General features: G+C 42.9%; 23 protein-coding genes and 1 pseudogene. 10 read left to right on the top strand and 14 right to left on the bottom strand.

Features of this window, described 5'->3' with window-relative positions; translation table 11 throughout:
- The first annotated feature begins 295 nt into the window (after positions 1–295).
- The 5 genes from P7F88_RS09490 (at position 296) to rpiB (ending at position 4,256) form a co-directional block, all read left to right on the top strand.
- Positions 296–772: a hypothetical protein gene (locus P7F88_RS09490; RefSeq protein ID WP_277824051.1), complete on the top strand. Its 477-nt coding sequence runs from the start codon at positions 296–298 to the stop codon at positions 770–772.
- 15 nt (positions 773–787) lie between these two features.
- The gene (locus tag P7F88_RS09485; RefSeq protein ID WP_277824049.1) at positions 788–1,717 is read left to right on the top strand and encodes a tripartite tricarboxylate transporter substrate binding protein; all 930 of its coding nucleotides are present in this window, start codon (positions 788–790) and stop codon (positions 1,715–1,717) included.
- 72 nt (positions 1,718–1,789) lie between these two features.
- Complete coding sequence (locus P7F88_RS09480) at positions 1,790–2,233, top strand: tripartite tricarboxylate transporter TctB family protein (protein WP_277824047.1); 444 nt, start codon at positions 1,790–1,792, stop codon at positions 2,231–2,233.
- 9 nt (positions 2,234–2,242) lie between these two features.
- Positions 2,243–3,745, top strand: coding sequence for a tripartite tricarboxylate transporter permease (locus tag P7F88_RS09475; protein ID WP_277824045.1), 1,503 nt, complete (start codon positions 2,243–2,245; stop codon positions 3,743–3,745).
- Between the two features lie 61 nt (positions 3,746–3,806).
- Entirely contained in the window at positions 3,807–4,256 is a 450-nt protein-coding gene (gene rpiB / locus P7F88_RS09470; RefSeq protein ID WP_277824043.1) for a ribose 5-phosphate isomerase B, read from the top strand.
- Positions 4,257–4,276: 20 nt separating this feature from the next.
- Here the strand turns inward: rpiB and P7F88_RS09465 are convergent, their stop codons facing one another.
- From P7F88_RS09465 to P7F88_RS09450, 4 genes are all read right to left on the bottom strand, one after another.
- The gene (locus P7F88_RS09465; protein ID WP_277824041.1) at positions 4,277–4,861 is read right to left on the bottom strand and encodes a VIT1/CCC1 transporter family protein; all 585 of its coding nucleotides are present in this window, start codon (positions 4,859–4,861) and stop codon (positions 4,277–4,279) included.
- A 37-nt stretch (positions 4,862–4,898) separates the two neighbouring features.
- A complete protein-coding gene (locus P7F88_RS09460; RefSeq protein WP_277824039.1) occupies positions 4,899–5,174 on the bottom strand; it encodes a DUF211 domain-containing protein in 276 nt (91 codons plus the stop codon).
- A gap of 77 nt (positions 5,175–5,251) precedes the next feature.
- On the bottom strand, positions 5,252–6,232 hold the full coding sequence (locus tag P7F88_RS09455; protein WP_277824037.1) for an aldo/keto reductase: 981 nt from the start codon (positions 6,230–6,232) through the stop codon (positions 5,252–5,254).
- 92 nt (positions 6,233–6,324) lie between these two features.
- Positions 6,325–7,275 carry an SDR family oxidoreductase gene (locus P7F88_RS09450; RefSeq protein ID WP_277824035.1) on the bottom strand — a complete coding sequence of 317 codons (951 nt, stop codon included), beginning with the start codon at positions 7,273–7,275 and terminating at the stop codon, positions 6,325–6,327.
- A 171-nt stretch (positions 7,276–7,446) separates the two neighbouring features.
- Here P7F88_RS09450 and P7F88_RS09445 point away from each other — a divergent pair, with 171 nt between their 5' ends.
- The 4 genes from P7F88_RS09445 to P7F88_RS09430 all read left to right on the top strand — a co-directional run bounded on the left by P7F88_RS09445 (position 7,447) and on the right by P7F88_RS09430 (position 10,494).
- The gene (locus tag P7F88_RS09445; protein WP_277824033.1) at positions 7,447–8,367 is read left to right on the top strand and encodes an AraC family transcriptional regulator; all 921 of its coding nucleotides are present in this window, start codon (positions 7,447–7,449) and stop codon (positions 8,365–8,367) included.
- A 138-nt stretch (positions 8,368–8,505) separates the two neighbouring features.
- Entirely contained in the window at positions 8,506–9,171 is a 666-nt protein-coding gene (locus tag P7F88_RS09440) for a fibrobacter succinogenes major paralogous domain-containing protein (RefSeq protein WP_277824031.1), read from the top strand.
- Between the two features lie 94 nt (positions 9,172–9,265).
- A complete protein-coding gene (locus tag P7F88_RS09435) occupies positions 9,266–9,856 on the top strand; it encodes an ABC transporter substrate-binding protein (RefSeq protein ID WP_277824029.1) in 591 nt (196 codons plus the stop codon).
- A gap of 11 nt (positions 9,857–9,867) precedes the next feature.
- Positions 9,868–10,494 carry an extracellular solute-binding protein gene (locus tag P7F88_RS09430; protein ID WP_277824027.1) on the top strand — a complete coding sequence of 209 codons (627 nt, stop codon included), beginning with the start codon at positions 9,868–9,870 and terminating at the stop codon, positions 10,492–10,494.
- A 157-nt stretch (positions 10,495–10,651) separates the two neighbouring features.
- Here P7F88_RS09430 and P7F88_RS09425 read toward each other — a convergent pair whose 3' ends face one another.
- The 6 genes from P7F88_RS09425 to P7F88_RS09400 form a co-directional block, all read right to left on the bottom strand.
- Positions 10,652–12,244 carry a GGDEF domain-containing protein gene (locus tag P7F88_RS09425; protein WP_277824025.1) on the bottom strand — a complete coding sequence of 531 codons (1,593 nt, stop codon included), beginning with the start codon at positions 12,242–12,244 and terminating at the stop codon, positions 10,652–10,654.
- Between the two features lie 115 nt (positions 12,245–12,359).
- Positions 12,360–12,824 (bottom strand): NanQ anomerase/TabA/YiaL family protein, encoded by a 465-nt coding sequence (locus tag P7F88_RS09420; protein WP_277824023.1) that lies wholly within the window; start codon positions 12,822–12,824, stop codon positions 12,360–12,362.
- A 99-nt stretch (positions 12,825–12,923) separates the two neighbouring features.
- Positions 12,924–15,002, bottom strand: coding sequence for a DUF4962 domain-containing protein (locus tag P7F88_RS09415; protein WP_277824021.1), 2,079 nt, complete (start codon positions 15,000–15,002; stop codon positions 12,924–12,926).
- Positions 15,003–15,151: 149 nt separating this feature from the next.
- Entirely contained in the window at positions 15,152–15,406 is a 255-nt protein-coding gene (locus P7F88_RS09410) for a hypothetical protein (RefSeq protein ID WP_277824019.1), read from the bottom strand.
- A 233-nt stretch (positions 15,407–15,639) separates the two neighbouring features.
- Positions 15,640–16,320 (bottom strand): oligogalacturonate-specific porin KdgM family protein, encoded by a 681-nt coding sequence (locus tag P7F88_RS09405; protein WP_277824017.1) that lies wholly within the window; start codon positions 16,318–16,320, stop codon positions 15,640–15,642.
- Positions 16,321–16,744: 424 nt separating this feature from the next.
- On the bottom strand, positions 16,745–18,535 hold the full coding sequence (locus tag P7F88_RS09400; RefSeq protein WP_277824015.1) for a sodium:solute symporter family protein: 1,791 nt from the start codon (positions 18,533–18,535) through the stop codon (positions 16,745–16,747).
- Between the two features lie 325 nt (positions 18,536–18,860).
- On the opposite strand from P7F88_RS09400, the gene P7F88_RS09395 reads away from it, so the two are divergent.
- A complete protein-coding gene (locus P7F88_RS09395; protein WP_277824013.1) occupies positions 18,861–20,213 on the top strand; it encodes an MATE family efflux transporter in 1,353 nt (450 codons plus the stop codon).
- Between the two features lie 213 nt (positions 20,214–20,426).
- Here P7F88_RS09395 and P7F88_RS09390 read toward each other — a convergent pair whose 3' ends face one another.
- The 4 genes and pseudogenes from P7F88_RS09390 to P7F88_RS09375 form a co-directional block, all read right to left on the bottom strand.
- Positions 20,427–21,305 carry an NAD(P)-dependent oxidoreductase gene (locus P7F88_RS09390; RefSeq protein WP_277824010.1) on the bottom strand — a complete coding sequence of 293 codons (879 nt, stop codon included), beginning with the start codon at positions 21,303–21,305 and terminating at the stop codon, positions 20,427–20,429.
- A 295-nt stretch (positions 21,306–21,600) separates the two neighbouring features.
- Entirely contained in the window at positions 21,601–22,617 is a 1,017-nt protein-coding gene (locus tag P7F88_RS09385) for an adenosine deaminase (protein ID WP_277824008.1), read from the bottom strand.
- A gap of 92 nt (positions 22,618–22,709) precedes the next feature.
- Complete coding sequence (locus P7F88_RS09380; RefSeq protein WP_277824006.1) at positions 22,710–23,426, bottom strand: exonuclease domain-containing protein; 717 nt, start codon at positions 23,424–23,426, stop codon at positions 22,710–22,712.
- An 8-nt stretch (positions 23,427–23,434) separates the two neighbouring features.
- Positions 23,435–25,304: pseudogene (locus tag P7F88_RS09375) on the bottom strand (DUF294 nucleotidyltransferase-like domain-containing protein).
- Positions 25,305–25,308 lie beyond the last annotated feature (4 nt).

The following is a 25,308-nucleotide window of genomic DNA, read 5'->3' as shown; positions in this document are numbered from 1 at the left end:
TCTCCATTGCAAGATTGTTCTGTCGGCAGTCTTGCTTTTTTTTGCTTCAACTTTTCTTAGTAAATTTCAACAAATCTACACATACAATACCATGTATTGTAATCTTGTTAATCCACATTACAAACAAAGATGTCAACAACAAAATCTCCGCCAAACCCTCAGTTATACCGAGACTTTGATCGAAATCTCATCACGAATTTCTGCTATGTGACCTAGATAAAATTTCCCTTACATCATGTTGTAAATAATTATTGTATTACAATATGCTTTACTTCATATCATTCACGGAGGATGTATGAAAGATAATAAAGCGATAGCAATCGATGCTATTGAGTTGGTAAAACCTGCGATAGAAGGATTGTTCGAAAGAACAAATCGCAAAGAGCTTCACATAGTGGTAATGAACCCATCCATTAAGCCGTGGGAAGCAAGCTTCGAAGAAGCTATTTTGACAGAAGCATCATTAGGTTCTCCGGAAAGCTGGCAGCTCCCGTTCGATGAGTTTGCAAGAAAAAAAGCTAACCAGGCCTGGAGAAACTCTGTTTCTAACACTCAAGTTCAAAACATTCACCCTTCATCCCTAAAAGACGACGACATCCTATTTTATGGGTCGTTCGTATACGGAGATGTCGTTGTCGCTTGTAGCGGCGTTGAACAATGGTACGACATGCTTGTTGCTGGCTGGATCGCTGTTGCGATTGAACAGCTTGCGATTAGCGAGTATCAGACAATAAAAGCAAATAACCCTACCCAACAAATCAGAAAAGCGTAAACAAAAGGTATTCACATGAGTAATTTATTAAAGAAAGTACTAGTAACAGCGGGCATTATCGCATCAACATCTGTAATGGCTGCAGATTACCCTAGCAAAAACATTCGCCTTGTGGTCCCTTTTGGTGCTGGTGGTGGTACTGATGCAGTTGGCCGTACTCTTGCAAACTCTGCAAAAGACATCCTGGGCCAGAACATTGCGGTAATGAACCGTACTGGTGGTAGTGGTGCTGTAGGTATGAGCTTCGGTGCTCAGCAAAAACCAGATGGCTACACACTGACCGTAGTAACTCGTGAGATTGCATCTCTGCCTCAAATGGGTCTGATGCAACACGATGTTGACGATTTCAAACTGATTCGTCTTGTTAACCTTGATCCAGCGGTTGTACTAGTTTCTAAAGACAGCCCGTTCAACACGATTAACGACCTAATTGCTGAAGCGAAGAAGAAAGACGGTGCTGTAAAATTCGCTTCTACTGCTGCTCCTAACTTCTACCTGATGACGCTTGAGAAAGCAGAAGGCATCAAACTAAACGCTATTCCATACAACGGTGCTTCTGAAGCAATCCCAGCAGTACTTGGTGGCCACACTGACGTAACTATGGTTACTCCAGGTGAAGCTATCGCTCAGTTGCGCTCTGGTCAGCTTAAGGCTCTAGGTGTTATGTCTAACGAGCGTATCTCTTACATCCCTGACGTACCTACTCTGAAAGAGCAAGGTGTTGACGTTCAAAGTGGTACATGGCGTGGTATCGGAGCTCCGAAGAACACTCCAGATGCAGTTATCGAAACTCTGGGCAAAGCGTTCGACGAAGCGATGGCTACAACAGAGTTCAAAGAGTTCATGCAGAAAGGTGCGATGACTATCCACCCAATGAATGCTGAAGAGTTCACTAACTTTGTGAAGCAAGATACTAAAACGCTTGGTGAGCTAATCAACAACTAAGTTTTACTGTTCCACTCTTCATAAAGGGGGCAATACGCCCCCTTTATGAAATAATTTTATTCAGGCAATTATATGAAAGAGCGCAATATATTATTTCCTGTGCTTATGGTAATAATCAGCATTCTTGCTCTTATTTCAATAAGCCAGTTTGACAACCCTAGGTTTCAGGATGCCAGCGTAGACGCTAAATTCTTCCCTACGGTTGTTTCATGCATCATTATTGTTATTTCCGTACTACTTGCAGTACAAAGCAGACTGAAAAAAGAGTCCGATAACATCACACCGATCTTTTCCAGGCTTTCTATTTTTGGTGTTGGTTTCCTTTTGGCCTACGCCGTACTTATTAGCTTTATCGGCTACTTGCCAGCTTCTCTTATCGCATTTACTGCATACCTTGCTGTATTCAAAATTAAGAAGCCTTCTTACTACGCCATTGCCTGGACATTTGTCGTCGGCATTTACTACCTGTTCAGTGAAGTATTTATTATTTCGCTTCCTACTGGCTCGCTATTTTAAGGTGGATTTATGTTAGAACATTTAATCGCCGGCCTTTCGACTACATTTAGTTTTGCCGTTCTACCGGTTCTCTTCTTTGGTGTTTTGGGCGGCATAATTCTCGGCGCACTGCCGGGATTAACAGCTACTATGGGGGTAGCGATACTTCTTCCATTTACCTTTGGCATGGATTCAACGCCAGCACTGGTAATGCTGATCGGTGTATACATCGGTGGTATTTACGGTGGCTCTATCGCCGCGATACTGCTAAAAACGCCCGGCACGCCTGCTTCAGCTGCGACCGTTCTTGATGGATACTCGCTATCGAAAAAAGGGCAAGCTGCACGAGCTTTAAGTATCTCTGCCGTTGCATCTTTTGTGGGCGGTACAATCAGTACAATTGTTTTAATCGCAGTTGCTCCACTGCTAGCTAACTTCGCACTAAGATTTAATGCGCCAGAATATTTTGCCCTTGCTCTTTTTGGCCTGACTATTATCGCCAGTGTTTCAGCGCAAAACATTCTTAAAGGACTTCTTGCTGGTGCGATTGGTCTATTGATTTCTACCGTTGGCCTAGACCCTATCAGTAGTGTGCCACGATTCACTTACGGCATTATGGATCTCTACAGTGGGGTTAACGTAATCCCTGTTCTGATCGGTTTATTTGCTCTGTCTGAATCCCTGAATCAAATTGAAAAAGTGCTGTCTGGTAAAAAAGTGGTCATGCCAAAGTTTGACCATAGCCTGATGAGCAAAAAGGACCTCAAAGAGATGCTTCCAACCGCAGTTAAGAGTGGTTTAATGGGTACCTCTATCGGTTCTGTTCCTGGTGCTGGTGCGGATATCTCGGCTTTTGTTTGTTACAACGAAGCAAAGCGCTCTTCAAAGAACCCGGATGAGTTTGGTAAAGGCTCTGTTCGTGGCCTGAGTGCTGCAGAAGCTGGTAACAACGGTGTAACTGGTGGGGCTTTGGTTCCTCTTCTTACTCTTGGTGTTCCGGGTGACGCAGTAGCAGCCGTACTTCTTGGTGCTTTGATTGTGCAAGGCCTGACTCCGGGACCTCTTCTGTTTACCCAGAGCCCTGATGTGGTATACGGCGTATTCAGCTCCATGCTTGTTGGTAACATCATCATGTTGATTATTGGCCTTATAGGTATCCGCTTCTTCTGTCGAATCATTGAAGTACCAAAAATCCTGATGATCCCAATCATCATCTTCCTGTCGATTATTGGTGCTTACGCTATCAACAACTCGCTATTTGATGTTGGTGTTGCAATCTCGTTTGGCGTTCTTGGTTTTGCGCTTAGTAAGATGGATATTCCTTCCTCTCCTATTCTGCTCGCCATCATTCTTGGTCCAATGGCAGAAACCAACCTGCGTAAAGCTTTGCTGATGTACGACAACAGCTGGTCTTTCCTATACGAGAGACCAATTGCGCTTGCGTTTATCTTGTTAGCTGTGTTCTCTGTCTACTCAACGATGAAGATGAAGAAAAAGTTAGGACCACAACCTGATACTGAACAGACAAACTAGATAACTCCGTTAGGGCGACATTGATACCCTCCAATGTCGCCCTCTTTTTTTAGGAAGACCAATGAAGATTGCCATCGGTAGCGACCATTCCGGATTTACTCTCAAGCAATACATCTATGAACATCTAGGATCTCAGAGACACAATGTCTTTGATACTGGAACCAATGATCAAGCCAGAACCCATTCGGCGCTGTACGCAACTGCGGTATGTTCTATGGTCAACACAGGTGAAGCTGACCTCGGAATTCTGATTTGTGGTACAGGCGTTGGGATGTCGATCTGTGCCAATAAGATAAATGGGATTCGCGCGGTACTAGGGGCGGATATTTACACTGTAAAACAGTCAAAAGAGCACAATAACACCAATGTATTAACCCTCGGAGCGTTAACCACCAGTCCAGAGAAAGCAGTTGAGTTGGTAGAGATCTGGCTTAACTCATCCTTTGATGAAACAGATATCAGAAAATATCGGCTTCAATTGATTGAAGAGATAGAGAAAAAGCAGCGCTAGATTAAAGTTAGGTGAGCATATTAGCTCGTAAACAGATAGATCAGAGTCATTGTCAGCGCGGCAATTGTCAGTGTTTTCACTCCGCTAATAAACCATGTTTCTCCGGAAACCCGGCCAAGAAACACACCAAACATAAATATAATTAGGATAGCGACAAGCACGGCCACCTGTAAGGGTGGAAGAAATAAATCCACTCCCTGATTGGCTAGCCATAATGGCGAGATGATCAGCAGCGAAATAATAAGTGGAGCAGAGCCGTTGACTAGCGCGATAAAAATAGGCACCCAGCGCGCTGCTTCAGCGTGAGCACCTTCATCCAGCTTAGTGAGCATTGCGTCCTGAAGGTTACTTAGAGCCAAACGAAGCTCTGCCTGTTCACTCACATACGCGCTACTGGTGCCACTTACCGCTAACGCGATGGTTGCCCCCATACAGGCGTTAATTATCACGTCTAGATTCGCGGGAGAACTGAACAGGAAGCCAATGATGATCCCTAGCATGGTAAGTGCGCCATCGAAACCGTTGACCACAAAGTATCGCCGCATAATCCCTTGGGAATTGGTGATCTGCAGATAGAAGCTGATATGATGAATAGGTTTCAGCAATTTAACTCCTTCGATATCGGTCACTTACCAAAGAGAATTAATCACGGACACTGTTTTTTTCATTTTGCACTTCGACTACATCTACACTGTGCAACGAACTGCTCATTTGCGTGATCATTGCCTGGATCGCATCGAAATCAAGGTCGTAACCTTCTATCGATACTTCAACGGTTTCAGTATCCTGGTCGACTTCAAGTACAGATAACCTCACGGAGTAATCTTCACCAACCTCTGCAAGTCTGGTACAGAATTCCAGAGCAGAAGGCTGATGGGGTTTAAGCACATCCAAAACTAAATGTTTAACTAACACCATGTTACATCCCCTTGTTTATCTGTATCCGAAGCCTACATATAAGCGAGAACCTAATTATAAGTATAGTGGAGTCACGTCTATTTAAGTGCCCACTTAGCAACGATCTCTTCTGCGCGTTTAAGCAGTTCAGCGCTCGCTGATGATTGTAGGAATGCTGCATTGTCCTGAACTTGCTCTACCGTATGAGCACCGGCAATAACTGGCCCCACTTCTTCCTGAGCAACCAGCCAATGAATAGCAAGATGAGCTAACGGCACACCCGCCTCTTTCGCCAGCATTTTTAACTCTTCAGTACAGTTAAAGTAAGGTTCGAAGTTTTCTCCGTTTAGCTTAGGATTATTAAAGCGATCGTCATTTTCATCCCAATTTCCCGAACGCTTAAATGTACCTGTCAGTAGCCCCTGCATAAGTGGAGAGTATGGCAGGTATTTCATATCGAACTCTTTACAGAAAGGCAGAGCCTCATCGCGGGCACGGTATTGCAATGGAATGTTGTGGTAATGGTCTGGATTCTGTTCAAGTAGATTGTACAAACCCTGGAAGGTAGCAACTTCGACCCCTTTCATCATCTCACGTGTCATTTCCAGAGAGTAATTCGATACACCAACATGACGAATTTTGCCTTGCTGCTTCAGCTCGGCTAACGCTTCCGCTGTTTCTGAAATTGGAGTATTTGGATCAGGCCAGTGAATTTGGTACAAATCGATATAGTCAGTCTGTAGGCGAGATAGCGAATCTTCAACTTCTTTGAAAATACTTTCTCTACTCGCGTCGTTACGTGTCTTTTTACGCTCATCCTGAGACCAGGGAAGGCCAAACTTTGTCGCGATAATGATTTCTTCTCGCTTTTCCCCTTTCAAAGCTTGACCCAATACCGTTTCAGCATGGCCTTTACCATATACTGGAGCCACATCGAAGAAGTTAATACCAGATTCGATAGCGGCTTTGATTGCACGCTCAGACTCTTTGTCTGAAATATTGTTCCAGGTGCCACCGATAGCCCAACAACCAAAGCCAACCGCAGATGCGTTAAGATTTTTTATTTGTTTGTATTTCATTATGTCATTTCCGTTTTTCTTTAACTTTAAAACAGACACAACATCCCCACTACTCAGCCATTTACATAGTTTGCCATAAGTCACATACTGCTCTATAGCGACCAGTTAAACGCTGTTTGTTGTTCAGATAGAGTCCACAATCTGGTGGTCACATCTTTATCCAAAACAAATGGCTCCAGCTTACATTCACCAACTGGGCCACCAAAGTTCATCATTCCTGTCGGGCCATAGTAAGCGCGTTCTTCAAGGTTATCTTCTGTTGCGCACATAACTTCCGGGTAAGCACCTTTTTCTGCCGTTTGAGCAAGCCCTATTTTCACCATAATTGACCAGGTCAATCGCGTTGCCAAGCTGGCACTTTCGCGGATGAGTGATGTATTTGATGCCCCCGGGTGACAAACAAAGACTTTGACGTTTTGATTGGCTGCTTTGATTTTATCCTGCAACTCATAGGCAAACATCATTTGAGCAAGTTTGCTTTGGCTGTATACCTTGTTTGGATGGTAGTTTTTGTCCCAGTTCATGTCGTCAAATTGCATGGTTCTTAGCCCCATTTTGTGCCCCTCACTCGAGACAACCACAATACGTCCTTTTGATTGTTCAAGGCGCTCGAACAGCAAACTGCACAACAAGAAATGGCCATAATGATTAACACCCAACTGGCTTTCAAATCCATCTACCGTGAACTCTTGTTTAGCTACCTGAGCGATGGCGCCATTACACATAAGTGCATCAATTTGGGGAACCTTTTCCAATACTTCTCTAGCGGCTTTACGTATAGAAGCAAGTTCAGCGAGATCCATCTGTACAAAACTAACATTTGCCTGATTTCCGAACTCTGCTTTCAGTTTTGCGATAGCCGTTTCTGATTTACCCGGATTGCGATTCAGCATCACTACCTTAGCGCCTTTGGACAACAGAATACGTGTAGCCTGAAACCCAGCACCAGTATTGGCTCCTGTAATAACATAGGTTTTACCAACCAATGAATCGATATGATCCGGTGTCCAGCCATCGGGGCCAAATTGATTTTTACTGTTCATCGCATAATTTCCTGAGATTTAGAGCACTTCGTTGTGAATAAATATAACTCTCAGACTCGCCCATAAATAGGCGAAATAATCTCTAAAACATGCCTATTTGTATCACCAAATTGAACTTCGTATCTTTTGATGCTACGTTTGCTGTATGTATCATCCAACTTTTGGGTCTGTATGAGCAAAGAACTAATAAAGCAGCTTATTGAGAGCAGAGTCAGTACAGACGGCATGGTCGAGACTGGAATCAAAGGCGTGAAACTCTTCCGGGAAACCCGGTCAATCCGATGCACACCTGCGGTATACGAACCCTGTGTCGTAGCCATAGTCAGCGGCGCAAAAGAGGCAATACTCGATGGAAAAAGATACGTCTATGACAGCAGCCAATATATGTGCTGCTCTATGTCGATGCCCGTTGAAGCTGGAGCGCCTACAGCAACCCCCGAGGATCCTTTGCTAGGCGTGTATGTCTCTTTAGATACAAAAGTGATGACTGAACTTGCTATTGAGATGGAGAGTACCGTAGGTGCGATTCACAAACCTCAAAGTGGCCCTCTCCCACCAGGATTTGCTCTCTCAGAGTGGGACGACACATTCACAGACGCACTTTTTCGACTGTTGAAGTTAGGCGATAACCTTGCTGATACCTCAGTTCTTGGCGATGGTCGGCTTCGTGAGCTTTATTACTCTGTCTTAAAAGGCAAAGCAGGTAACTCTGCAAGACGGGCATTTGGTGTAGGCAATGAAATTGCCAGAGCCATCGACTATTTGTCTTCCAATCTGCATAAAACCGTCACCATCGAAGATATGGCCTCACAAGTGGGCATGAGCCGGGCAGTGCTTCATCGCAAGTTCAAGCAAGCGACGATGATGTCACCTATTCAGTTTGTAAAGTCTATGCGCCTGAACACCGCAGCTATGAAGCTTGCCGGTGGAATGAACGTAAGTACAGCAGCGTTGGAGGTCGGCTACGAAAGCTCATCTCAATTTAGTCGAGAATTCAAGCGGATGTATGGTCAATCACCCAAACAATGGACTCAATCCATGCCTCTGTCTGAAGGAGAGATAACTAAACTGACCGACCAGTTCTATTATTAGAGATACAAATAGGCATGTTTTAAAGAGGATACGGCATGTTCAGTATTTAACCAGATAGATATAGTTGTCTACCAAATAACAATACCTGTTTATACCACTATGTCTGCTAAAACATTAATACTATCGCTGGGAGCCTTCATGCTTGTTCCAACCCCATTAAACGCTAATGATTTAAACCCGAGTTCGCGTACTGCGGATGAGGTTGTAAAGGATTTGGAAGGAAATACATATCAGACAGTAAAAATCGGCAAACAGGTATGGCTTGCAGAAAATCTCCGGAGTACAAAGTTTCAGGACGGTTCAAAGATCAACTCTGCGTTTATTCCGGATGATAAAGAAGAAAACCTCTTAAAATACGGCAGACTGTACGACTGGCACGATGTTTCAGATGAAAGAAACATTTGCCCCGAAGGATGGAGGGTAGCAACCGATGAAGATTGGAAAGAGCTAGAACGCTCCATCGGTATGTCGGAAGAAGAACTGCATCAAAAAGGCTGGCGTGGCGGTGACCAGGATTTAGGAGTTCAACTTAAAGAAGCGCAATCCAATGGTCTGTTTAAGAAATTCGATCCGTCACAAATAAACAAGCACAATTTCTACGCAAGACCGGCTGGCGTGAAATGGAACGGTTTCTACATCACTCAGGGCGCATACACCGAGTTTTGGACCAGCAGTAGCGCGACGGATAAGAGTGCCATTATCAGAACACTGGCGTACTCCTGGTGGAATGCACACAAAGGCGAGATTCGACGCGCCACCAGCTCGAAGGATTATATGTTCTCGGTTAGGTGTGTGAAGATTTAGGCTGGACAAAAGATTATTCAACAAGGAAGGTAACCAATAGATAAACGAACCATGGTCTACAATTGTTAGTAATATCAGCATTTGGTACTGCACCATGTTAAGACAATTATTGGTTCGTTCTTTACTCCTACTACAATTCCCTTTAGTTAGCCATGCATCTAATGAGTTACATGTATCGCTTCTGCTAATTAATGCTACTCAGAGGAATGCCTACCACGATGCTATTGATGATTTTTCCCGTAAAAATCCTGATATTGAGGTATTCGTAAAAGATTTTGAATCGGAGTACTACAAGGCAAACGTTAAAAGCTGGCTAGTATCTGAACGGCATAGCGACGTAATGTATTGGTTTAGTGGTCAGCGACTTAAGGAGTTTATTTCTAAAGGGTGGGTCAAAGAATTAGACTCATTATGGGAAGGCTCGGGGTGGAGTAATCAGTTCACGTTGGGTGCTGAATCAAGTGTCACTTTCGCCGGACGCAAGTACGCCTTACCTGTTCATTATTATCCTTGGGCAATTTATTACAAAAAGTCTCTCTTTCAACGATTGAGCATTGACCCGCCTACGAGCTGGAAAACATTCTTGGAAGCATGCGAAAAACTTCAACAAAACAATATCACGCCATTGATTCTGGGAGCAAATACAAATGGACGCTTTCAATCTGGTTCGAGTATCTTAACTTAAGGTTAAATGGATTGAAGTTCCACCAAGAGCTACTGAGCGGCACTGCTAGTTATAAAGATCCACGTGTTATCAACGTTTTCGAACATTGGCGGATATTGGTTGATAAGGGTTATTTTCTAGATGGTCATGAACATTTAACCTGGAGGGATGTTGTTCCATATCTATACCGAGATAAAGGAGGGATGACCCTGCTAGGTAGCTTTTGGACATCTGATATTCCATCTTCATTCTACGATGATATTGGTATGGTTAGCTTTCCTGTCATTGACAGTCAAATTCCTGTATATGAACAGGCACCGACAGATGTATTTATGATCCCAAGTAATGTGAGAAATGAATCTGGTGCTCAAAGGTTTTTACAATATTTGGCACTGCCCGAGGTTCAGACGAAGTTAAGCAACGCCTTTGGCATGTTGGCTCCTAACCCGATTAATGTAGATTCGGATGATCATCTATTAAATAAGAGCTATCAGATCTTAGACGAAGCAGCTGGGCTTTCTCAATTTTATGATCGCGATAACCCTGAGCCTATTTCTACTGAAGGTATGAATGAGTTTGCGAGGTTTGTTGACGATCCAAACCAATTATCAGAAGTTTTAGATGAGCTTGAAAGGCTGCGGGCTATTAGTTTTAAATAGCATTCACTATAAAAATATCAGCTGCATTAATCATACAATATTAGTATATTCCCACCAGCCCTTTTTAAAGCCGAGGGTTACCTAGCAACTGACGTTTTAGTGGATGAATTGTTCACAACTTATATAGCCAACTGTTTGAATAACAGTTGGCTTTTTTTTAACTAGCACACTTTCTTTTCGTCTTAACGGTGTACATCGCGTTATCAGCTTTTACGAGCAATGCTTCCACATCAGTATCGTGATCAGGATAAATACTATAGCCAATGCTAACACCTACATGGAGGTTCTCACCTGCGATATCAAAGCCAGGCTCCATCGCCAGGTTTATCTTATTGGTAGTCGCGTGTATGTCATCTTCACTTTGAACACAAGCCAGCAAAACAACAAACTCATCACCACCGTAACGAGCCACGATATCACTTTGCCTTAAAACACCTGATATCCTGTTTGCTACTGATATCAGAATCTGATCACCGGCGCGGTGACCAAACCTGTCGTTCACGGGCTTAAAGTTGTTCAGATCAATAAACAATACTCCAAACCGACACGCAGTCTTATCTGCTAAATCTGCAGCTAACTTGAGCTTCTCGATAAGCATTCTTCGGTTGGGTAGCCCAGTCAGACTATCATGATTTGCTAGCCTTAATATCTCCTGATTCTCTTCTTCTAACTGGATGCTCTTCACACGGTAGGTTTCGGCTAGCTTCTGGTTCTTTTCTAGCTCATTCTCAAAAGCTAGGCTTTGCAATCTAAGCTCCGTTTGGTTTAGGTTATACGCTTTCTCTGACTCGATATACATTTTGAGGTAAGAGAGCGCAGCTTCGTATTTTTTTGACTGCTCATAAAGCTCACTTAACTTCTTGTAGGCCCTGATTTTGAATGTACCAATATCATTTTTTTCAGATATGGATTTAACCTGGAAAAAAAAACCATGAGCACTATCATTTTGCTTCATTGTCATCGCAAGGCAGCCAAGTTCATATGCATGTTCAGCCTGGATTTTTTTGTTTCCCAACTCTGTGGAGATAGTCAATCCTTTAGAAAAGGAAGATTCTGCTTTATCGAAAGAACCTCTCGATTTGTGAAGAAGCCCTTCTGTAACCAGTAATTCTGAGAAAAAATGAAGATCATTCTTTTTCTCAGCAGTTTCTATTGCTCGCATAAGCTGTAACTCAGCTCGATCCAAGTCGCCATGTTCTATGTGATAAAGGGAGAGGCATTTTGAAGCGGTATAGTAACCAGTATCATTGAGTTGAGGGATTTTGAGCGCTTCTGTAAAAAAGTCATAGGCAAGTTCTATTCTGCCCATACCTTCATAAAGAAGGCCCAAGTTGGCCAAAACAGAAGCTTCTCTTTCTTTTTCACCTCTCTCTCGAGACTTCTCAAGAGAAGCTGTAAAGTATGGGAGCGCATTGTCAAAGTTCCCCATGTCCAGATGAAGAACACCCAGGCTGTTTACTGCTCGAAGATAACCATACTCATCGCCAATACTCAGGTACTGTGCCGGTAAGTTATTCAAATAATTAAATGCATCTTTGAACTCACAACGCCAAAGGTGATACCAGGCGATATTAAAGTCGGCATCCAGTTCACCTTTTTTATAGGCACCATTGATCGCAAGCGTACGAGCTTCTTTCGCTAACTCTAATGCTGCTTGCATATTCTGAGCTAGAAGACTGAAAAACTCGTCGCTTTTCTTATCTACTTGCAACTGTATATTGTTAAAATCATCTCTACCTGAACGTTTCACAAATATACGCACCAACACGAAAATTATCGACTCACAATATCTTAAAATCGCTATTTAGCGCAATCAGAAGCAAGTATTATATTCTTTAAAGTTCGATATCAAACAACGCCATAAGTTATTTGGTAAACAACTCCGCAGGAATTTTCAGAATCGCTTTTTTCACATCCACATCTTTCTCTACAGAGCAAAGCGGGCGGTGAATCTGGTTTGGATAGAACAATGCAAAATCACCCGGGTTAAGGAACACGTACTGCTCGTTTTTAACTTCTTCTAAAAACATTACATCGTTTTCTAGCTCTGCGATTTCAGCTATCTCGCCACTTAAAACGTTTGAATAACCTAGCTTCTCTTCACCTTCCAGCAAAATCTGGATATCAACATAGTGCTTATGAATCTCAGGTTTTCTTACTTCAGCAGCTTCTGTTCTGCCATTAACTACCATTGCGAATACGCCATCTTCGCCGAACTCATATTTGCCATCAGGCTTTTTAGATGATTCTAGTGCGAATGCGATCCATTGGGAGATACGCTCGTCTGCAAAAGGGATAAGGTTTAGTTGCTCAACATTTCCAAATAACATGTGGGTTCCTTTTTATTTCTGTTTTAATAAATAGACAAATAAAAAGGGCTCCGAACCTATGCCCGAAGCCCCTGAAATTACTCGTTTACCATCACCCGATTAAAGTTCGATAGTAACGGTTTCGCCATCAACGCTTAGTAGCAGCGTGTTGCCTTCGATCTTGTGAGACACTTCAACCTGCTCACCTTCGTTCTTATTAGGAACTAGCAACGTCAGGATGTTGTGTTCTTTTTTCGCACCAAACTCAACTTCTACGTGACGGTGGATCTCTAGATCCTTATACTCGTATGGGTCAACTTCACCGAAGCCTTCAACGTTCTTCACAGACAGGATGTTGTCTTGAGACTCGTTGATGAATTGAACGCTTAGGTTCGCTTTCTCACCACGGATTGCGAAAGATTTCTCAGCCACTTCGTTAGCGAAAGTAGTGTGCATTAGCCAGGTCATGTCTTTCTCTTCAGAAAGCGTTGCCTTGTCTTGCATTACGAATACTTTGCCCTGAACGAACCAGATCTTACGTTTGTAAGACTCGATTTCTGGTACGAAGTACTTGTAAGAAGCCGTTGCATCACCTTCAACCATCTTCACGTCAGACTCAGTGTCGTAGTCAGAGATTGTGCCGCCCGCTTCGATACAGTAGCGATCCTGGTGGTTCTCGTAGCCAGTGTTCTTGTTCTCGCCGTACTGACCTTTGCCACCGAATAGAGGCAGGTTCTTTGAGAACGTTTGACGACGCCACTTAGTGTGCATGTCTACACCGAAGCCACCGTAGTAGCCAGTGATTGCCGCTAGTGTTTCACCAAATGCGTGTAGCGTAAATGCGTTCTGGTCACCGTGTGAGTGAGAGATAGAACCAAATGGTGAACACTTAAATACCATATGGATGTGGTTATCACGCTCAGTCATCTTGTTGTGGAACGCCGCCCAACCAGTGATTGGGAACACTTTCAGTAGAGGGTCGTTCGACGGAGCTTGCTCTTCTGGTGCATCCCAAAGGATGTTGAAGCGAAGATCGTCGTAGCCGAAGTCCCACCAGCCGAAGTTGTAGAATTTAGTGTGCGCTTCAGTATCACGACCTTTTAGCTGGTTGTAGTACCAAACGTACTCAGGCTTCTGGTTAACACCTGCGTAGTGCTTGATGTTGTAAGCCAGTTTAAGACCTGGGAAGTCACCGATTGAAGACTGGTCACAGAAGCTCGCACGCTTAGAGTGAACAGGCATACAGTACAGTGGGAAATCACCCGTGTTTTCGTAGAAAGTCTTGTTGAACATGTCTACGCCACAGTACGCTTTCAACAGGTCGAATGCTTCGCCCAGGAATGCTGTTTGGGTATTCCAGTAGTCAGGGCCTTCAGCCCAACCGCCGTCTTCACCGCCCCATGGTGGGTAGTGTACTGCGTAATATTCTAGTGCGTATGCAATGTACTCACCTGCTTTCGGGTGGTCATGGTATAACGCAATACAAGTAGGAATGATTGCAGAAGAGATAGAACGAACACCGTGGCTGTTTAGTGGGTTGTTCAGTAGATCAACCGTTACTTTCAGGTGGTGCATGATCTCGTCCAGACGCTCAATTAGTGCATCTTGAACTTGCTGGCGCTCTTCATCTGTGAAGTAAGCGTGTAGCCAATCGTAACCCCAGGCCATTGCAGCGATTACACGGAATGCGGCTTCATCGTTGTAACCACGGGAAGTTACACCTTCTGGATCGTAAGTAGAAAGCTGTAGCGTCCAGGCTTTTGCCTTTGCAATTAGCTCTTCGTCTTCTTTAACGATACCAGCGATTGCAAGGTTACGCGTTGCGTTAAGAGCCATCTGGCAATCAACGTACATTTGACGCCAGTAAGGGCGCCATAGAGAAGCTTTACCTACCGTCTCTTCTGGGTATGGTTGTGGTTCTGCGTATGGTTCAACATCCAAAAACTTCTTAGTCGAGTTATTGAAGAAATCATCGAACATGCAGTGTGATTCGTCAGCCTTAACCGCCGCTTTAAACGCTTCTAGATCAGCAGCCTGAACAAGCAAACGAGGACGTGCTTCACTCAAGTTGTCTAGGAATGAAAGGTCGAAGTCACGCTTCTGTAGTTCGATTGGTAGTAGATCTACCAGGTTGCCTGCTGAAGTGTCATTTTCCAGCTTCATCTTCCTGATGGCATCAAGAGATTTTTGGTTGCTCATGATAACTCTCTTCTTCTTTACAAAGGATTTCTTTCTTAATGCTATTATAATACAAATAATGACATCTTATCTATGAACTCTGTCAAAAAAGCCAGCAGGAATCTCCCTGCTGGCTTTAACTAGAATCCATTCAATTTTAATTCGCTTTATTACGCGTGCTCAGCCTTGCATTCGGTTAGCTGCTCTTTGAAAAGGCCTCTTTCGACGCCAATTTTTTTGTCTGCCACAAGAAGCAGAGATATAGCGGAAATGTTAGCTATGATAATAGAACCAAAGATTACGTTAACCGCCATCTCTGTTGTCGGGATAAGAAAAGCGCATAGCACCATCAAGAAACTTAGGATCATTAATCCTTCAAGGATAAAAAGTGTACCCTTTTTAAGACTAGCTGTTTGTGTATTCATAATTTTCCTCACATCATTAACGTTGGTTACGTTATCAAATAACTTTTATCTCTTCATTTAATAATACAATTATACAAGTAGGTTGAATTCAGAAATGTGAGATGGATCGTCTCCCAAAATTACTGACATAAGCCTGACAATTCAGAGTGCAGCAATCTATTTTTCACACAAATAATAAAGCCTCTTTCAAGGGTAGAGAAAGAGGCTTTGGAGTAGTACTAGATATATATCTATTAGAAGCTGTAAGTAATACCTACACGGCTTCGTAGCTGACGGTTATCATCACCACTTGAAGAGACGTTACCGAACTCAACATATGGACGCCAAGCCCAGTCAGCTTCTTTATAGCCGATCTTCAGGTTGTAATCCCAACCATGGTCTGTACTGCTATTTTCGTACCAGTCACCAAGGAAATTCGTTAGGTTGTCTTCATAGTTTGCTTCGAAACCAAACTGGAAGTTATCCCAGTTGTAGTCTAGGTTAGCAGTAAACTTCGAGCGATCGATGTCATCTTTACCAGAATCACTGTTAAAATTACGGAACTCATGACGGTAACGAAGTTTCGCGGTAATGCCGCTGTCAAATTTGTACTGAGCACGAATCTGTGGCTTGTAGGTAACAGAGTCACCACCAAAGGTTACCGGCATACTAGGGATAAGTGTAAACTGTTCATTGATATTAAAACGGTAACCGTACTCAAATTCATTGTCACCAGCTTCCCACTCGGAGAAAGGCTTGCCTTTTTGTTTCGCTTCTACACCAAAGTAGTGGTTACCCACACTACTGCCGATTTTTACACGACTCGCATAGTCTTCTGTGTCATGTTTGTATTCTTGACGGAAGTCTAAAGATGCAGCAGAAACGCTGCTTGCTGCTACAGCTACAAGAGCTGCCAGGATTGTTTTTTTCATCATATTCTATGTTCGCATTTAAATTTATATTGATTTATAGCCAGGCTCTATTTCTGGCCTGTTTGACAATAACGCCAACCATCGTTGTCATACAATAATAATAAATTGATTAAGGATCTGATTCTGTGAACAAGATCGAAATGTACTTTTCCTGACATAACTCTGACATTAACAAATTAAATCTACATCAAATCAATACGTTATGTAATTTCAAAAAATAGTAGCAAAGGGAGATGCACACCTTCTTGTATGACTTATAAACATTACCAGTGTGAGTCCAGTTGGTAGAAAGTTGACTGTGTAGTCTTCACAAGCACATGCAGCCACTACAACCGTTATACACATGTCTTTTTTCATATGATTGGTTTTTTTGAGGCAAAAAAAAGCAAGCAGTCTCCTGCTTGCTTTTTATCAGATTTTTAGAATATTAAGATGTGCTTTCAGCTGTTTCTGCGTCAGAAGCGCCTTCAATACTCTTGTCAACAGCTTTCATTAGTAGCAGACCTACACCACCAACAATTGCACCACAAAGAATGAAGATGAAGCGACCAAACATTGGGTTAGGTAGCAGACACATCAGGGCAATACCAAGGCCAGCAACCGCAATCAATTTACCAAGCATTTGACGCTGTTTGTTGTCCAACTTCTTCTGAGCAATAGACTCCGCTACAAGTGGAGTGTCCAGGTTCTCGAAGAACTTATCTACGTTCTTCTGACGCTCTTCAGAAAGAGGCTTGTAGAACAGTGTAGACAGTAGGAAGAAACCACCCGTTAGAGAGATATGACCAATCAGACCAATCGCTACTTTAATGTCAGACCATTCACGACCTGTTAGCTCGTTCAGACCAAACCAGGATTCAACCATATCCGCATTGATAACGAAACCTACGACATAAGATACACCCGCACCAACTACTAGCGTACCCCAACCAGCCCAGTCTGGAGTCTTCTTGATGAAGAAACCAAGGAATGCAGGAATGGTCATTGGGAAGCCGATTAGAGCACCAACGTACATCATGGTATCGAACAGGCTCAGACCTTTTAACGAGTTGATGAACATCGCAACAAGGATGATTAGTACACCAAATACAGTCGAAGTAATCTTAGATACGAATACTAGTTCTTTCTCAGAAGCTTCGTGCTTACGGATTATCGGCTCGTAGAAGTTCTTAACGAATATACCTGAGTTACGGTTAAGACCTGAGTCCATAGAAGACATTGTTGCTGCAAACATCGCCGCTACTAGCAAGCCAACCATACCTGCTGGCATGTACTCTTGTACAAAGTACAAGTAAGCGAAGTCTGCTGCTTTCTTACCAGACTCTGGGTACGCTGCAAACAGATCCACACCTTGACCAGCTACGTACCAAGAAGGCATGAACCAAATCATTGGACCTAATGTCATCAAGAAGCAAGCAAGAAGCGCTGCTTTCTTCGCGTTCTTAGAGTCTTTAGCCGCAAGGTAACGGTAAGAGTTAAGCATGTTGTTAGTAATAGAGAACTGCTTAACAAAGATAAAGAATGCCCAAATACCGAAAATGCTTAGGTAGTTAAGGTTGTTACCAGAAACAAACGACGCGCCATCTTGTACAGGGAAGTTGTTAACGATTTCTCCAACACCACCACCTTGAACGATAGCAAACACCGCACAAGTTACCGTTACCGCCATGATGATAACCATCTGCATAAAGTCAGATGCAATTACCGCCCATGAACCACCCGTTACTGACATGCCCAGTACTACAAGCCCGGTCACTATAATCGTGGTGTTCATATCAAAACCAAAGATACCTGAAGCAATGATTGCCAAAGCGTTTAGCCATACACCCGCAGATACAATAGAGTTTGGCATGCTCGACCAGGTAAATACCTGCTCGTTCGTAGAACCAAAACGCATACGGATTGCTTCAATTACGGTAACAACACGCAGCTGACGGAACTTAGGAGCGAAATACGCATAGTTCATGAAGTAACCGAATGCGTTAGCAAGGAAGATTACCGCTACCGCGAAACCATCGTTATAGGCTTTACCAGCGGCACCTGTGAACGTCCACGCTGAAAACTGTGTCATAAAGGCTGTTGCGCCAACCATCCACCAAAGCATGCTACCGCCGCCTCGGAAGTAGTCACTGGTTGTATTTGTAAATGTGCGGAACATCCATCCTATCGCTATTAGGAATAGGAAGTAGACCAGCACTATAAGTGTATTTAGATCCATTATCTTAACCTTTTCGTCAAACAAACTATTTGTGTCGAAGTTAACTATACATCTCAATATGCACATTTGTAGTACAATATGCCAATTGCGTGATTAAGATCTACTAAATGAAATCAATTCGTCATACAAATATGATGCGTGTGATGTTTTTACCATTCCCCATACTAACAGTGCCAGCATTCATTCACAAGCCAAATGAAACATAGAAATGTACATCTTGTTAACACGTGCAACCAGCTGAATTGCTTTGATGAAATAACGATCAAACAAAAATATCGGTACATCAATCAAGGTTATTATAATACAATTAATGATATACGCGGAGGTGTCCTTGTTTTCTACAAATTCTTTCTTTAAGCGCAATCTATCTATTGCCTGGCCTCTGGCCATTAACGCACTTTTAATGCAATCCATGTTAATGATAGACACTTTTCTGGTTTCACCGCTGGGAGAAGAATCTGTTGCTGCAATGGGGATAGCATCTGCTATCGTCGCATTTTTTCTGGGGATTCAAATGGCATTGGCCAACGGTACGCAAATGATCCTGAGCCGTGCCTACGGCTCAGGCAACACGAATGCCGTTAGTAACAATTTTTTCGGCGGGTTAACCATCAGCCTTACATCGGCTTCTGTGTTCTGGCTTTTTTTGGTGATGGCTGACAATTATGTAATTTCTTACCTAACTGATTCCGCTACTTTGCATTCAAAGGTTCACGAGTACTTAAATATCTCTGTCTACCTGATCGTTTTCACGGCAATAACTCAAACCATTACTGCACTGTTTAACGGTTTTGCCAAAACTAGAATCCCACTTAAGGGTTACCTGATTGAGTTGCCACTAAACTGCGTTGTTTCTTACTTTTATATCTATATCTTGAATATGGGAGTAAGTGGTGCGGCCTTGGGTAGTCTCACCGCCATTATTGTCCGAACTCTATATCTGACTTTTTGTCTTAAAAAAGACAAAGGCATCACCTTAACGTTGCCAGAAAATCAAACTGCTTTCAGGAAATCTATCCGAAAGCACTTCTCAGAGATCTTTCCTTTTGCAGCTAATATCACCATCCTGGCTATCGGGATAACTGCTTATCAGTTAATGTTTTCACAGCTAAGCATAAACGAGTATGTAGCGATTACGCTGCTATTCCCGTGGATTAAGGTCGGAACACAGATGATTGTCGCCTGGTCACATGGAGCCGCTATTCTGATTAGCCAGGACATCGGCTCTGGCCGAGTGGATAGATTAGAAGGAAATGTAAACAAGAGTATTGATGTTGCTGTCATAATCTCAGTTTTTGCGTGTGTGTTATTCTTAGTACTTCACTTTGCTTTCCCTCATATATATTCCAACCTAGCGTCAGAAACTTATACCGCAATCGCTGTAATAGCGCCTCTTTATATCTTCTTGCCGTTAGTTAGAGGCTATAACACTGTACATGGAAACATCCTTCGTGCCGTGGGTAAAACCAAAGATGTCTTCAAAATCAACTTCATTGGGCAGTGGGTGATTTCTTTACCTCTACTGGCTATGATTATTTTCTATTTTGATGGCTCAATCTTCTGGGCTTTTGCGATACAACCGTTCGAGGAATGTATTAAGGCACTACCATTTCGCCACTTAGCTCGTAAAACAGTAAAAGAGTTTGGCGAAGAACAAGCGAATGCTCTCAACTATTAGCTGCGAAGCTATCCGATAAGGCGGTAGAAGGAAATTATGCTAGAAGGGATCTGCTAGAAGGGAACAACGATCCCGGTTTATCCCGGCTAAAGTTCGATGGTAATTATAAAAGGATGAGGTAACTGATCGTGTGATGGGTATTATTTTGAGAAAGGAAAACCTTACTACAGCGTGCCCCCACAGCAAAACGCCATAGTAAGGTTAAAATCGAAATTACTTCTTAAGATCAGCGAAGTAATCGAAGATTACTGGTACGTCGTTTTGACCCATACCAGCATCAACAGCAGCTTGTAGGCTCTGAGAAGTACCTTGCGCAATTAGAGACTCAGTACCTAGCTCTTCACAAAGTGCAAGGAAGTAACCAAGGTCTTTGTTTGCGTTTGCAACAGAGAAACCTAGCTTCTCTTCACCGTCTACAGCGTAGAACTTACAGAACTGCATAAACGGAGAGTTAGAAGGACCAGCAGACATGATGTCAAATAGTTGCTGACCATCAACACCAGCTTGCTTAGCTACCGCGAATGCCTGAGACATAGTCGCAACAGTTGTCATACCCATGAAGTTGTTCACTAGCTTAGTTACGTGACCTGAACCTAGAGCACCCAGGTGGAATACGTTTTCGCCCTGCTCGTCTAGTACAGGTTTAACTTTGTTGAAAGTTTCGATGTCACCAGCAGCCATGATGTTTAATAGACCATCTTTAGCGTGTGCCGGAGTACGACCTAGAGGCGCATCGATCATACCAGCGCCTTTCTCTGCCAGAGCTGCACCAATCTTCTTAGTAGAAGCAGGGATAGAAGTACCGAAGTCGATTAGTGTAGCGCCATCTTTGATACCCGCAAGGATACCTTCTTCACCGTATACTATCTTCTCAACAACTTCTGAAGTTGTTAGACATAGCATTACGATGTCTGAGTTTTCTGCTAGCTCTTTTGCTGTAGCAGGAGCTTTTGCACCACGTTCAACGCATTTTGCAACTGCATCAGCGTTTAGGTCCATTACGTTTAGCTCGTAGCCACGGTTTTGAAGGTTCTCAACCATGTTGCCACCCATAAGGCCAAGGCCGATGAAACCAATTACTGGTTTAGTCATTGTAAAATCCTCTAACGTCATATTGTATTACTATATGCCGGGTAGAATATACTTATATGCCTGATAACGCAATCCGGAAGAGAGATCTATTTACTGTGAAGTTCAAGTAATGTGATCAATCACTGAAATCCTCTCATATATAGGACGACACACTGAATGCATCGCGATAAAAAGCCGAGCCTAATATTTTAGGCTCGGCTTTTCACAGTAGTACTTTGGTATCAAAGCTTACGTTTAACTTCACAGTTTGCAACTCTAATTGTAGTACAATTACTCAGGTGCATATGCAGGCTAATCAACTAACTCCCGATATATACTTTCTCATTATTTGCTTCTCTTGCTCAGAAACGAACGACGCTTCCACAGCATTGAGACTCAGCTGCGTCAACTCTTCATCGGATATATCAAAAGCTTCAGCCACTGCCAGAAAATTATCGACCATATAACCACCGAAATAGGCAGGATCATCAGAATTTATCGTGACACACAGACCTTTTCTCAGTAACCCGACAATATTGTGTTGCTTCATATCTTCAAATACTTTGAGTTTAGTATTAGAAAGAGGACAAACGGTAAGAGGAACACGCTCCTCAGCTAATCGCTGCACGAGATTCTCGTCCTCAACACAACGAACACCATGATCAATTCTATCTACCCCTAGAATATCCAGCGCATCAACAATGTTTTGTGCCGGACCCTCTTCCCCTGCATGGGCCACCAGCTTAAATCCAGCCTCTTGTGCTTTTTTAAACACTCGCGCAAACTTTTCCGGTGGGTTCCCCTGTTCAGAAGAATCCAAACCAATGCCAATAATCTTATCTTTGAACAGTATCGCTTGCTCCAACGTTTCAAAAGCTTGTTCTTCACTCAGGTGGCGAAGAAAACACATAATCAACCGGCTGGTTATCCCTAATTCAGCTTTTGCTTTCTCTAGTGCTTTGTATATGCCACCACATGCTATGTCAAAGCTGATATCACGTTCTGTATGGGTTTGCGGATCAAAGAAAATCTCTGTATGGATAACATTATCTTCTTTGCATCGAAGAAGGTAAGCCCAGGTCAGGTCAAAGAAATCCTGTTCATGAATTAGAACATTCGCCCCCTGATAGTAGATGTCTAAAAATGACTGTAGATTTGTAAACTGGTAAGCATCCCTAACTTCTTCTGGTGTTTTGAACGGGATTTCTATTTGGTTTCTTGATGCTAGCTCAAACATCAGTTCAGGCTCTAAACTCCCTTCTATGTGAAGGTGAAGTTCCACTTTAGGAAGTTGGCGTATGAAGTTAACTTTCTCGGGTGTGATCGCTCGCATTGTACAAGTCCTTTATTGTTATGATTATTAAAGCGTAATTTAACAATAGAACTTGTACAAATTATTAAATATTGAAAGCGGCAAATAGATAATCATTGACTGATATCGTGTGCTAATGAGTAAAAGGAGTACAACCGGCGTTCCTCATTCAAAAAATAGCGTTCGATCTGTACCAATAATAGCTCTGCGCAGGCAACTGCGTCTGTCAGAGCATCATGAGCAGAGTATTCTGGTAATCCGTATCGGTTTCTTACTGAACCAAGCCGATAATCAGTCACTGCAGCTGCACCTCTTAGCCGTGCAAAGCTTTTTTCTATTGCCAATGTATCTAACCAGACAATAGGCAATGACGGCAGTTGGTATTTCTCCTGAACGAATTTATCCAGGAAGGCTTTCTCCACCACGCAGCCATGCGCTACCACAACTTTGCCCTGCATATGATGCAACAACAGGGACAACGCATCATCTAAAGAGATCCCGGATTTGAGCTGATCTGGCGTAATATGGTTAATGACCACCGATTCATCATTAATTCCCGTAGCATCGCTTATATACAAATGCTGACAAGATTCAAGATCGATCATTAAATCGTTGACCTCAACCCAGCCAATACTCAGAATCTGATCCTGATCTGAATCTAACCCCGTTGTTTCAATATCAAGTACCAGCAGTGAAGCTGATTCCAGAGTGATATCTCTGTCGGAAAAATCATAACTAAGGCACTGTTGTATCTGAGGAGGCAGATTGCGCTTTAAATAACTATTCTTATGCCTTAGTAAGCGAGACAACGGATGAAAATACTTGATCATAAGTCCCCTTAAACACCAGAAAAACGGAGCTTGACAGCATCCTGAAGGTTATCGATGATTCTGAACGCATCTTTCAGGTGTTTTCTCTCGAAGCTGCCAAAATGATTCGGCTGAATATCGTTATTTGGCTCTTCACCATTTTTAAGTGCCCATAGCTGATGCTTCAATCTAAGCTGGGATATAAACTGATAGGTTCCAATGATATCTTTATAATACTCGTCGCTTATCAAGCCCTTCTCATTCGCCTTCTTAAAGCGATCTTCTGTCCCATTTTCAGAGAGCTCTTTGCTAGCAAGGCCGTAGATTCGAGCGAGATCAATGATTGGGTTTAGAGCGTGCCTTTTAACATTTAGTGTTTTCTTATCCTTACCGCTTTTTTCCAACACAATATTATTGAATATGCTTAGAGGAGCGCTGACAGAGGTCGCTTCACGAACAAGTATGCCAAGAAATTCCCTGCTCTCTTCTATGTAGTGACGCATCGTTTCCTGAAGTTCTTTAACATACTGCTGGTTGCCATAAACAGTACGAATCTCCAGAAATACAGTGATATTAAGAAGCCTTTCATACTCGGGGTTACAGAACCATTTCTTGTAATACTGCTTCCAGGTCGAAATAGGTTGGCACCACTTATCTACTGCAGCCATATAATTGCCGGTACAAAGTGGGTAGCCACACGTATGCAAAGCATTAACGACATAGGCACCAAAATGGCGGAAATATATCCTGTCACTCGCAGTAGCATCGTCCGATAGAATCAATGCGTTGTCCTGATCAGACAGCAAATGCACTTCGTTTCTGGCATGAGAACCCGCCACCATCCAGGTGAACTCACATGGAGGAGCCCCAAACTTATCGATTGCTATCTCTAATATGCGCTTTGTGTAGGCATCATAGATAAGGCTCATTACCTTACCGATATTATCTATAGCAACTTTACCTTCCACCAGCGCTTCAAATATAGCCTGGCGCTCTAACGCGAGTTGTGCCAAACCCTCGATGCTTCTAGCGTAATTGATTTTTTCGATAAGGAAGATAGCCTGAATACGGTTGTTTCTGACTAAGTGCGTTGTCGTAATTAAGCCTTTAACAACGCCATCTTCAACAACAGGAATGTTTCGGATGTTGTTTTGCATCATCAAAGATGCCGCCTGCAACACCAGATCATCGGGTTTCACCGTCAATGGATTCGGTGTCATCACCGTAGCAATTGGGCTATCAGTATCAACATCCTTTGCTATGACCCTTTTGGTCATATCTTTGTCTGTCATCAGACCGACAATTTGATCATCTTCCATGATCACCGCACAGGAAGAGCGTTGCATCATGCTCATTTCCAGAGCTACCTGCTTGATCGACATGCTGGATTCAACAACGGCGACCCTATCCGATGCTACTTCAGATACTTTTTTAACAAACAATCCTTTTTCTTTGTCAGACCAAACTACATCAAGTGCTGACTGTATTCTCTTTTGTGCCTGTGAAGCGAAGTGTTCGGCGTACTCTGGATGTTCCTCCATCAACCTGGTAATGGCTGAATGCGGGATCTGATAAAGGATTGAGTTTTCTATTGCAACCGCTCGGTATTTTTTTCTCAGATAGATCTTCGATCGACCCTATAAACGAAAAGCCAAAGATGTCCTCAGGGCCAAGCCTTGCGCGTAGCACGCCATCTGGTTTTCTTTGTTCGATGGCACCGGTTCGAATAACATAGAGAAACTTATCCTCCTGCTCACATGGATCAATTATGGATCCAGATGCTTTGTAAGATATTTTAATGGTTCTGGATAGCTCTCTAAGCAGTGGCTGAGGCAGTTTATCGAAAGGATCGATTGAAGAAATGAACTGGATAATGTTGGGTAATAAAGTTTCGGACATATTT

Source organism: Vibrio hannami, from assembly GCF_029589055.1.
Taxonomy (GTDB): domain Bacteria; phylum Pseudomonadota; class Gammaproteobacteria; order Enterobacterales; family Vibrionaceae; genus Vibrio; species Vibrio hannami.
The sequence above is the reverse complement of the archived record's forward strand: the minus strand, read 5'-3'. Positions and strand labels throughout refer to the sequence as shown.

Bases quoted from the DNA above. Each gene is read 5' to 3' on its own strand.
- P7F88_RS09420 (WP_277824023.1), bottom strand. From the start codon at position 12,824: ATGTTATTTGGAAATGTTGAGCAACTAAACCTTATCCCTTTTGCAGAC.
- P7F88_RS09455 (WP_277824037.1), bottom strand. From the start codon at position 6,232: ATGAAATACAAACAAATAAAAAATCTTAACGCATCTGCGGTTGGCTTT.
- P7F88_RS09490 (WP_277824051.1), top strand. From the start codon at position 296: ATGAAAGATAATAAAGCGATAGCAATCGATGCTATTGAGTTGGTAAAA.
- P7F88_RS09400 (WP_277824015.1), bottom strand. From the start codon at position 18,535: ATGGATCTAAATACACTTATAGTGCTGGTCTACTTCCTATTCCTAATA.
- P7F88_RS09475 (WP_277824045.1), top strand. From the start codon at position 2,243: ATGTTAGAACATTTAATCGCCGGCCTTTCGACTACATTTAGTTTTGCC.
- P7F88_RS09435 (WP_277824029.1), top strand. From the start codon at position 9,266: ATGTTAAGACAATTATTGGTTCGTTCTTTACTCCTACTACAATTCCCT.
- P7F88_RS09485 (WP_277824049.1), top strand. From the start codon at position 788: ATGAGTAATTTATTAAAGAAAGTACTAGTAACAGCGGGCATTATCGCA.
- P7F88_RS09405 (WP_277824017.1), bottom strand. From the start codon at position 16,320: ATGATGAAAAAAACAATCCTGGCAGCTCTTGTAGCTGTAGCAGCAAGC.
- P7F88_RS09380 (WP_277824006.1), bottom strand. From the start codon at position 23,426: ATGATCAAGTATTTTCATCCGTTGTCTCGCTTACTAAGGCATAAGAAT.
- P7F88_RS09480 (WP_277824047.1), top strand. From the start codon at position 1,790: ATGAAAGAGCGCAATATATTATTTCCTGTGCTTATGGTAATAATCAGC.
- P7F88_RS09415 (WP_277824021.1), bottom strand. From the start codon at position 15,002: ATGAGCAACCAAAAATCTCTTGATGCCATCAGGAAGATGAAGCTGGAA.
- P7F88_RS09390 (WP_277824010.1), bottom strand. From the start codon at position 21,305: ATGACTAAACCAGTAATTGGTTTCATCGGCCTTGGCCTTATGGGTGGC.
- P7F88_RS09385 (WP_277824008.1), bottom strand. From the start codon at position 22,617: ATGCGAGCGATCACACCCGAGAAAGTTAACTTCATACGCCAACTTCCT.
- P7F88_RS09445 (WP_277824033.1), top strand. From the start codon at position 7,447: ATGAGCAAAGAACTAATAAAGCAGCTTATTGAGAGCAGAGTCAGTACA.
- P7F88_RS09410 (WP_277824019.1), bottom strand. From the start codon at position 15,406: ATGAATACACAAACAGCTAGTCTTAAAAAGGGTACACTTTTTATCCTT.
- P7F88_RS09440 (WP_277824031.1), top strand. From the start codon at position 8,506: ATGCTTGTTCCAACCCCATTAAACGCTAATGATTTAAACCCGAGTTCG.
- P7F88_RS09450 (WP_277824035.1), bottom strand. From the start codon at position 7,275: ATGAACAGTAAAAATCAATTTGGCCCCGATGGCTGGACACCGGATCAT.
- rpiB (WP_277824043.1), top strand. From the start codon at position 3,807: ATGAAGATTGCCATCGGTAGCGACCATTCCGGATTTACTCTCAAGCAA.
- P7F88_RS09460 (WP_277824039.1), bottom strand. From the start codon at position 5,174: ATGGTGTTAGTTAAACATTTAGTTTTGGATGTGCTTAAACCCCATCAG.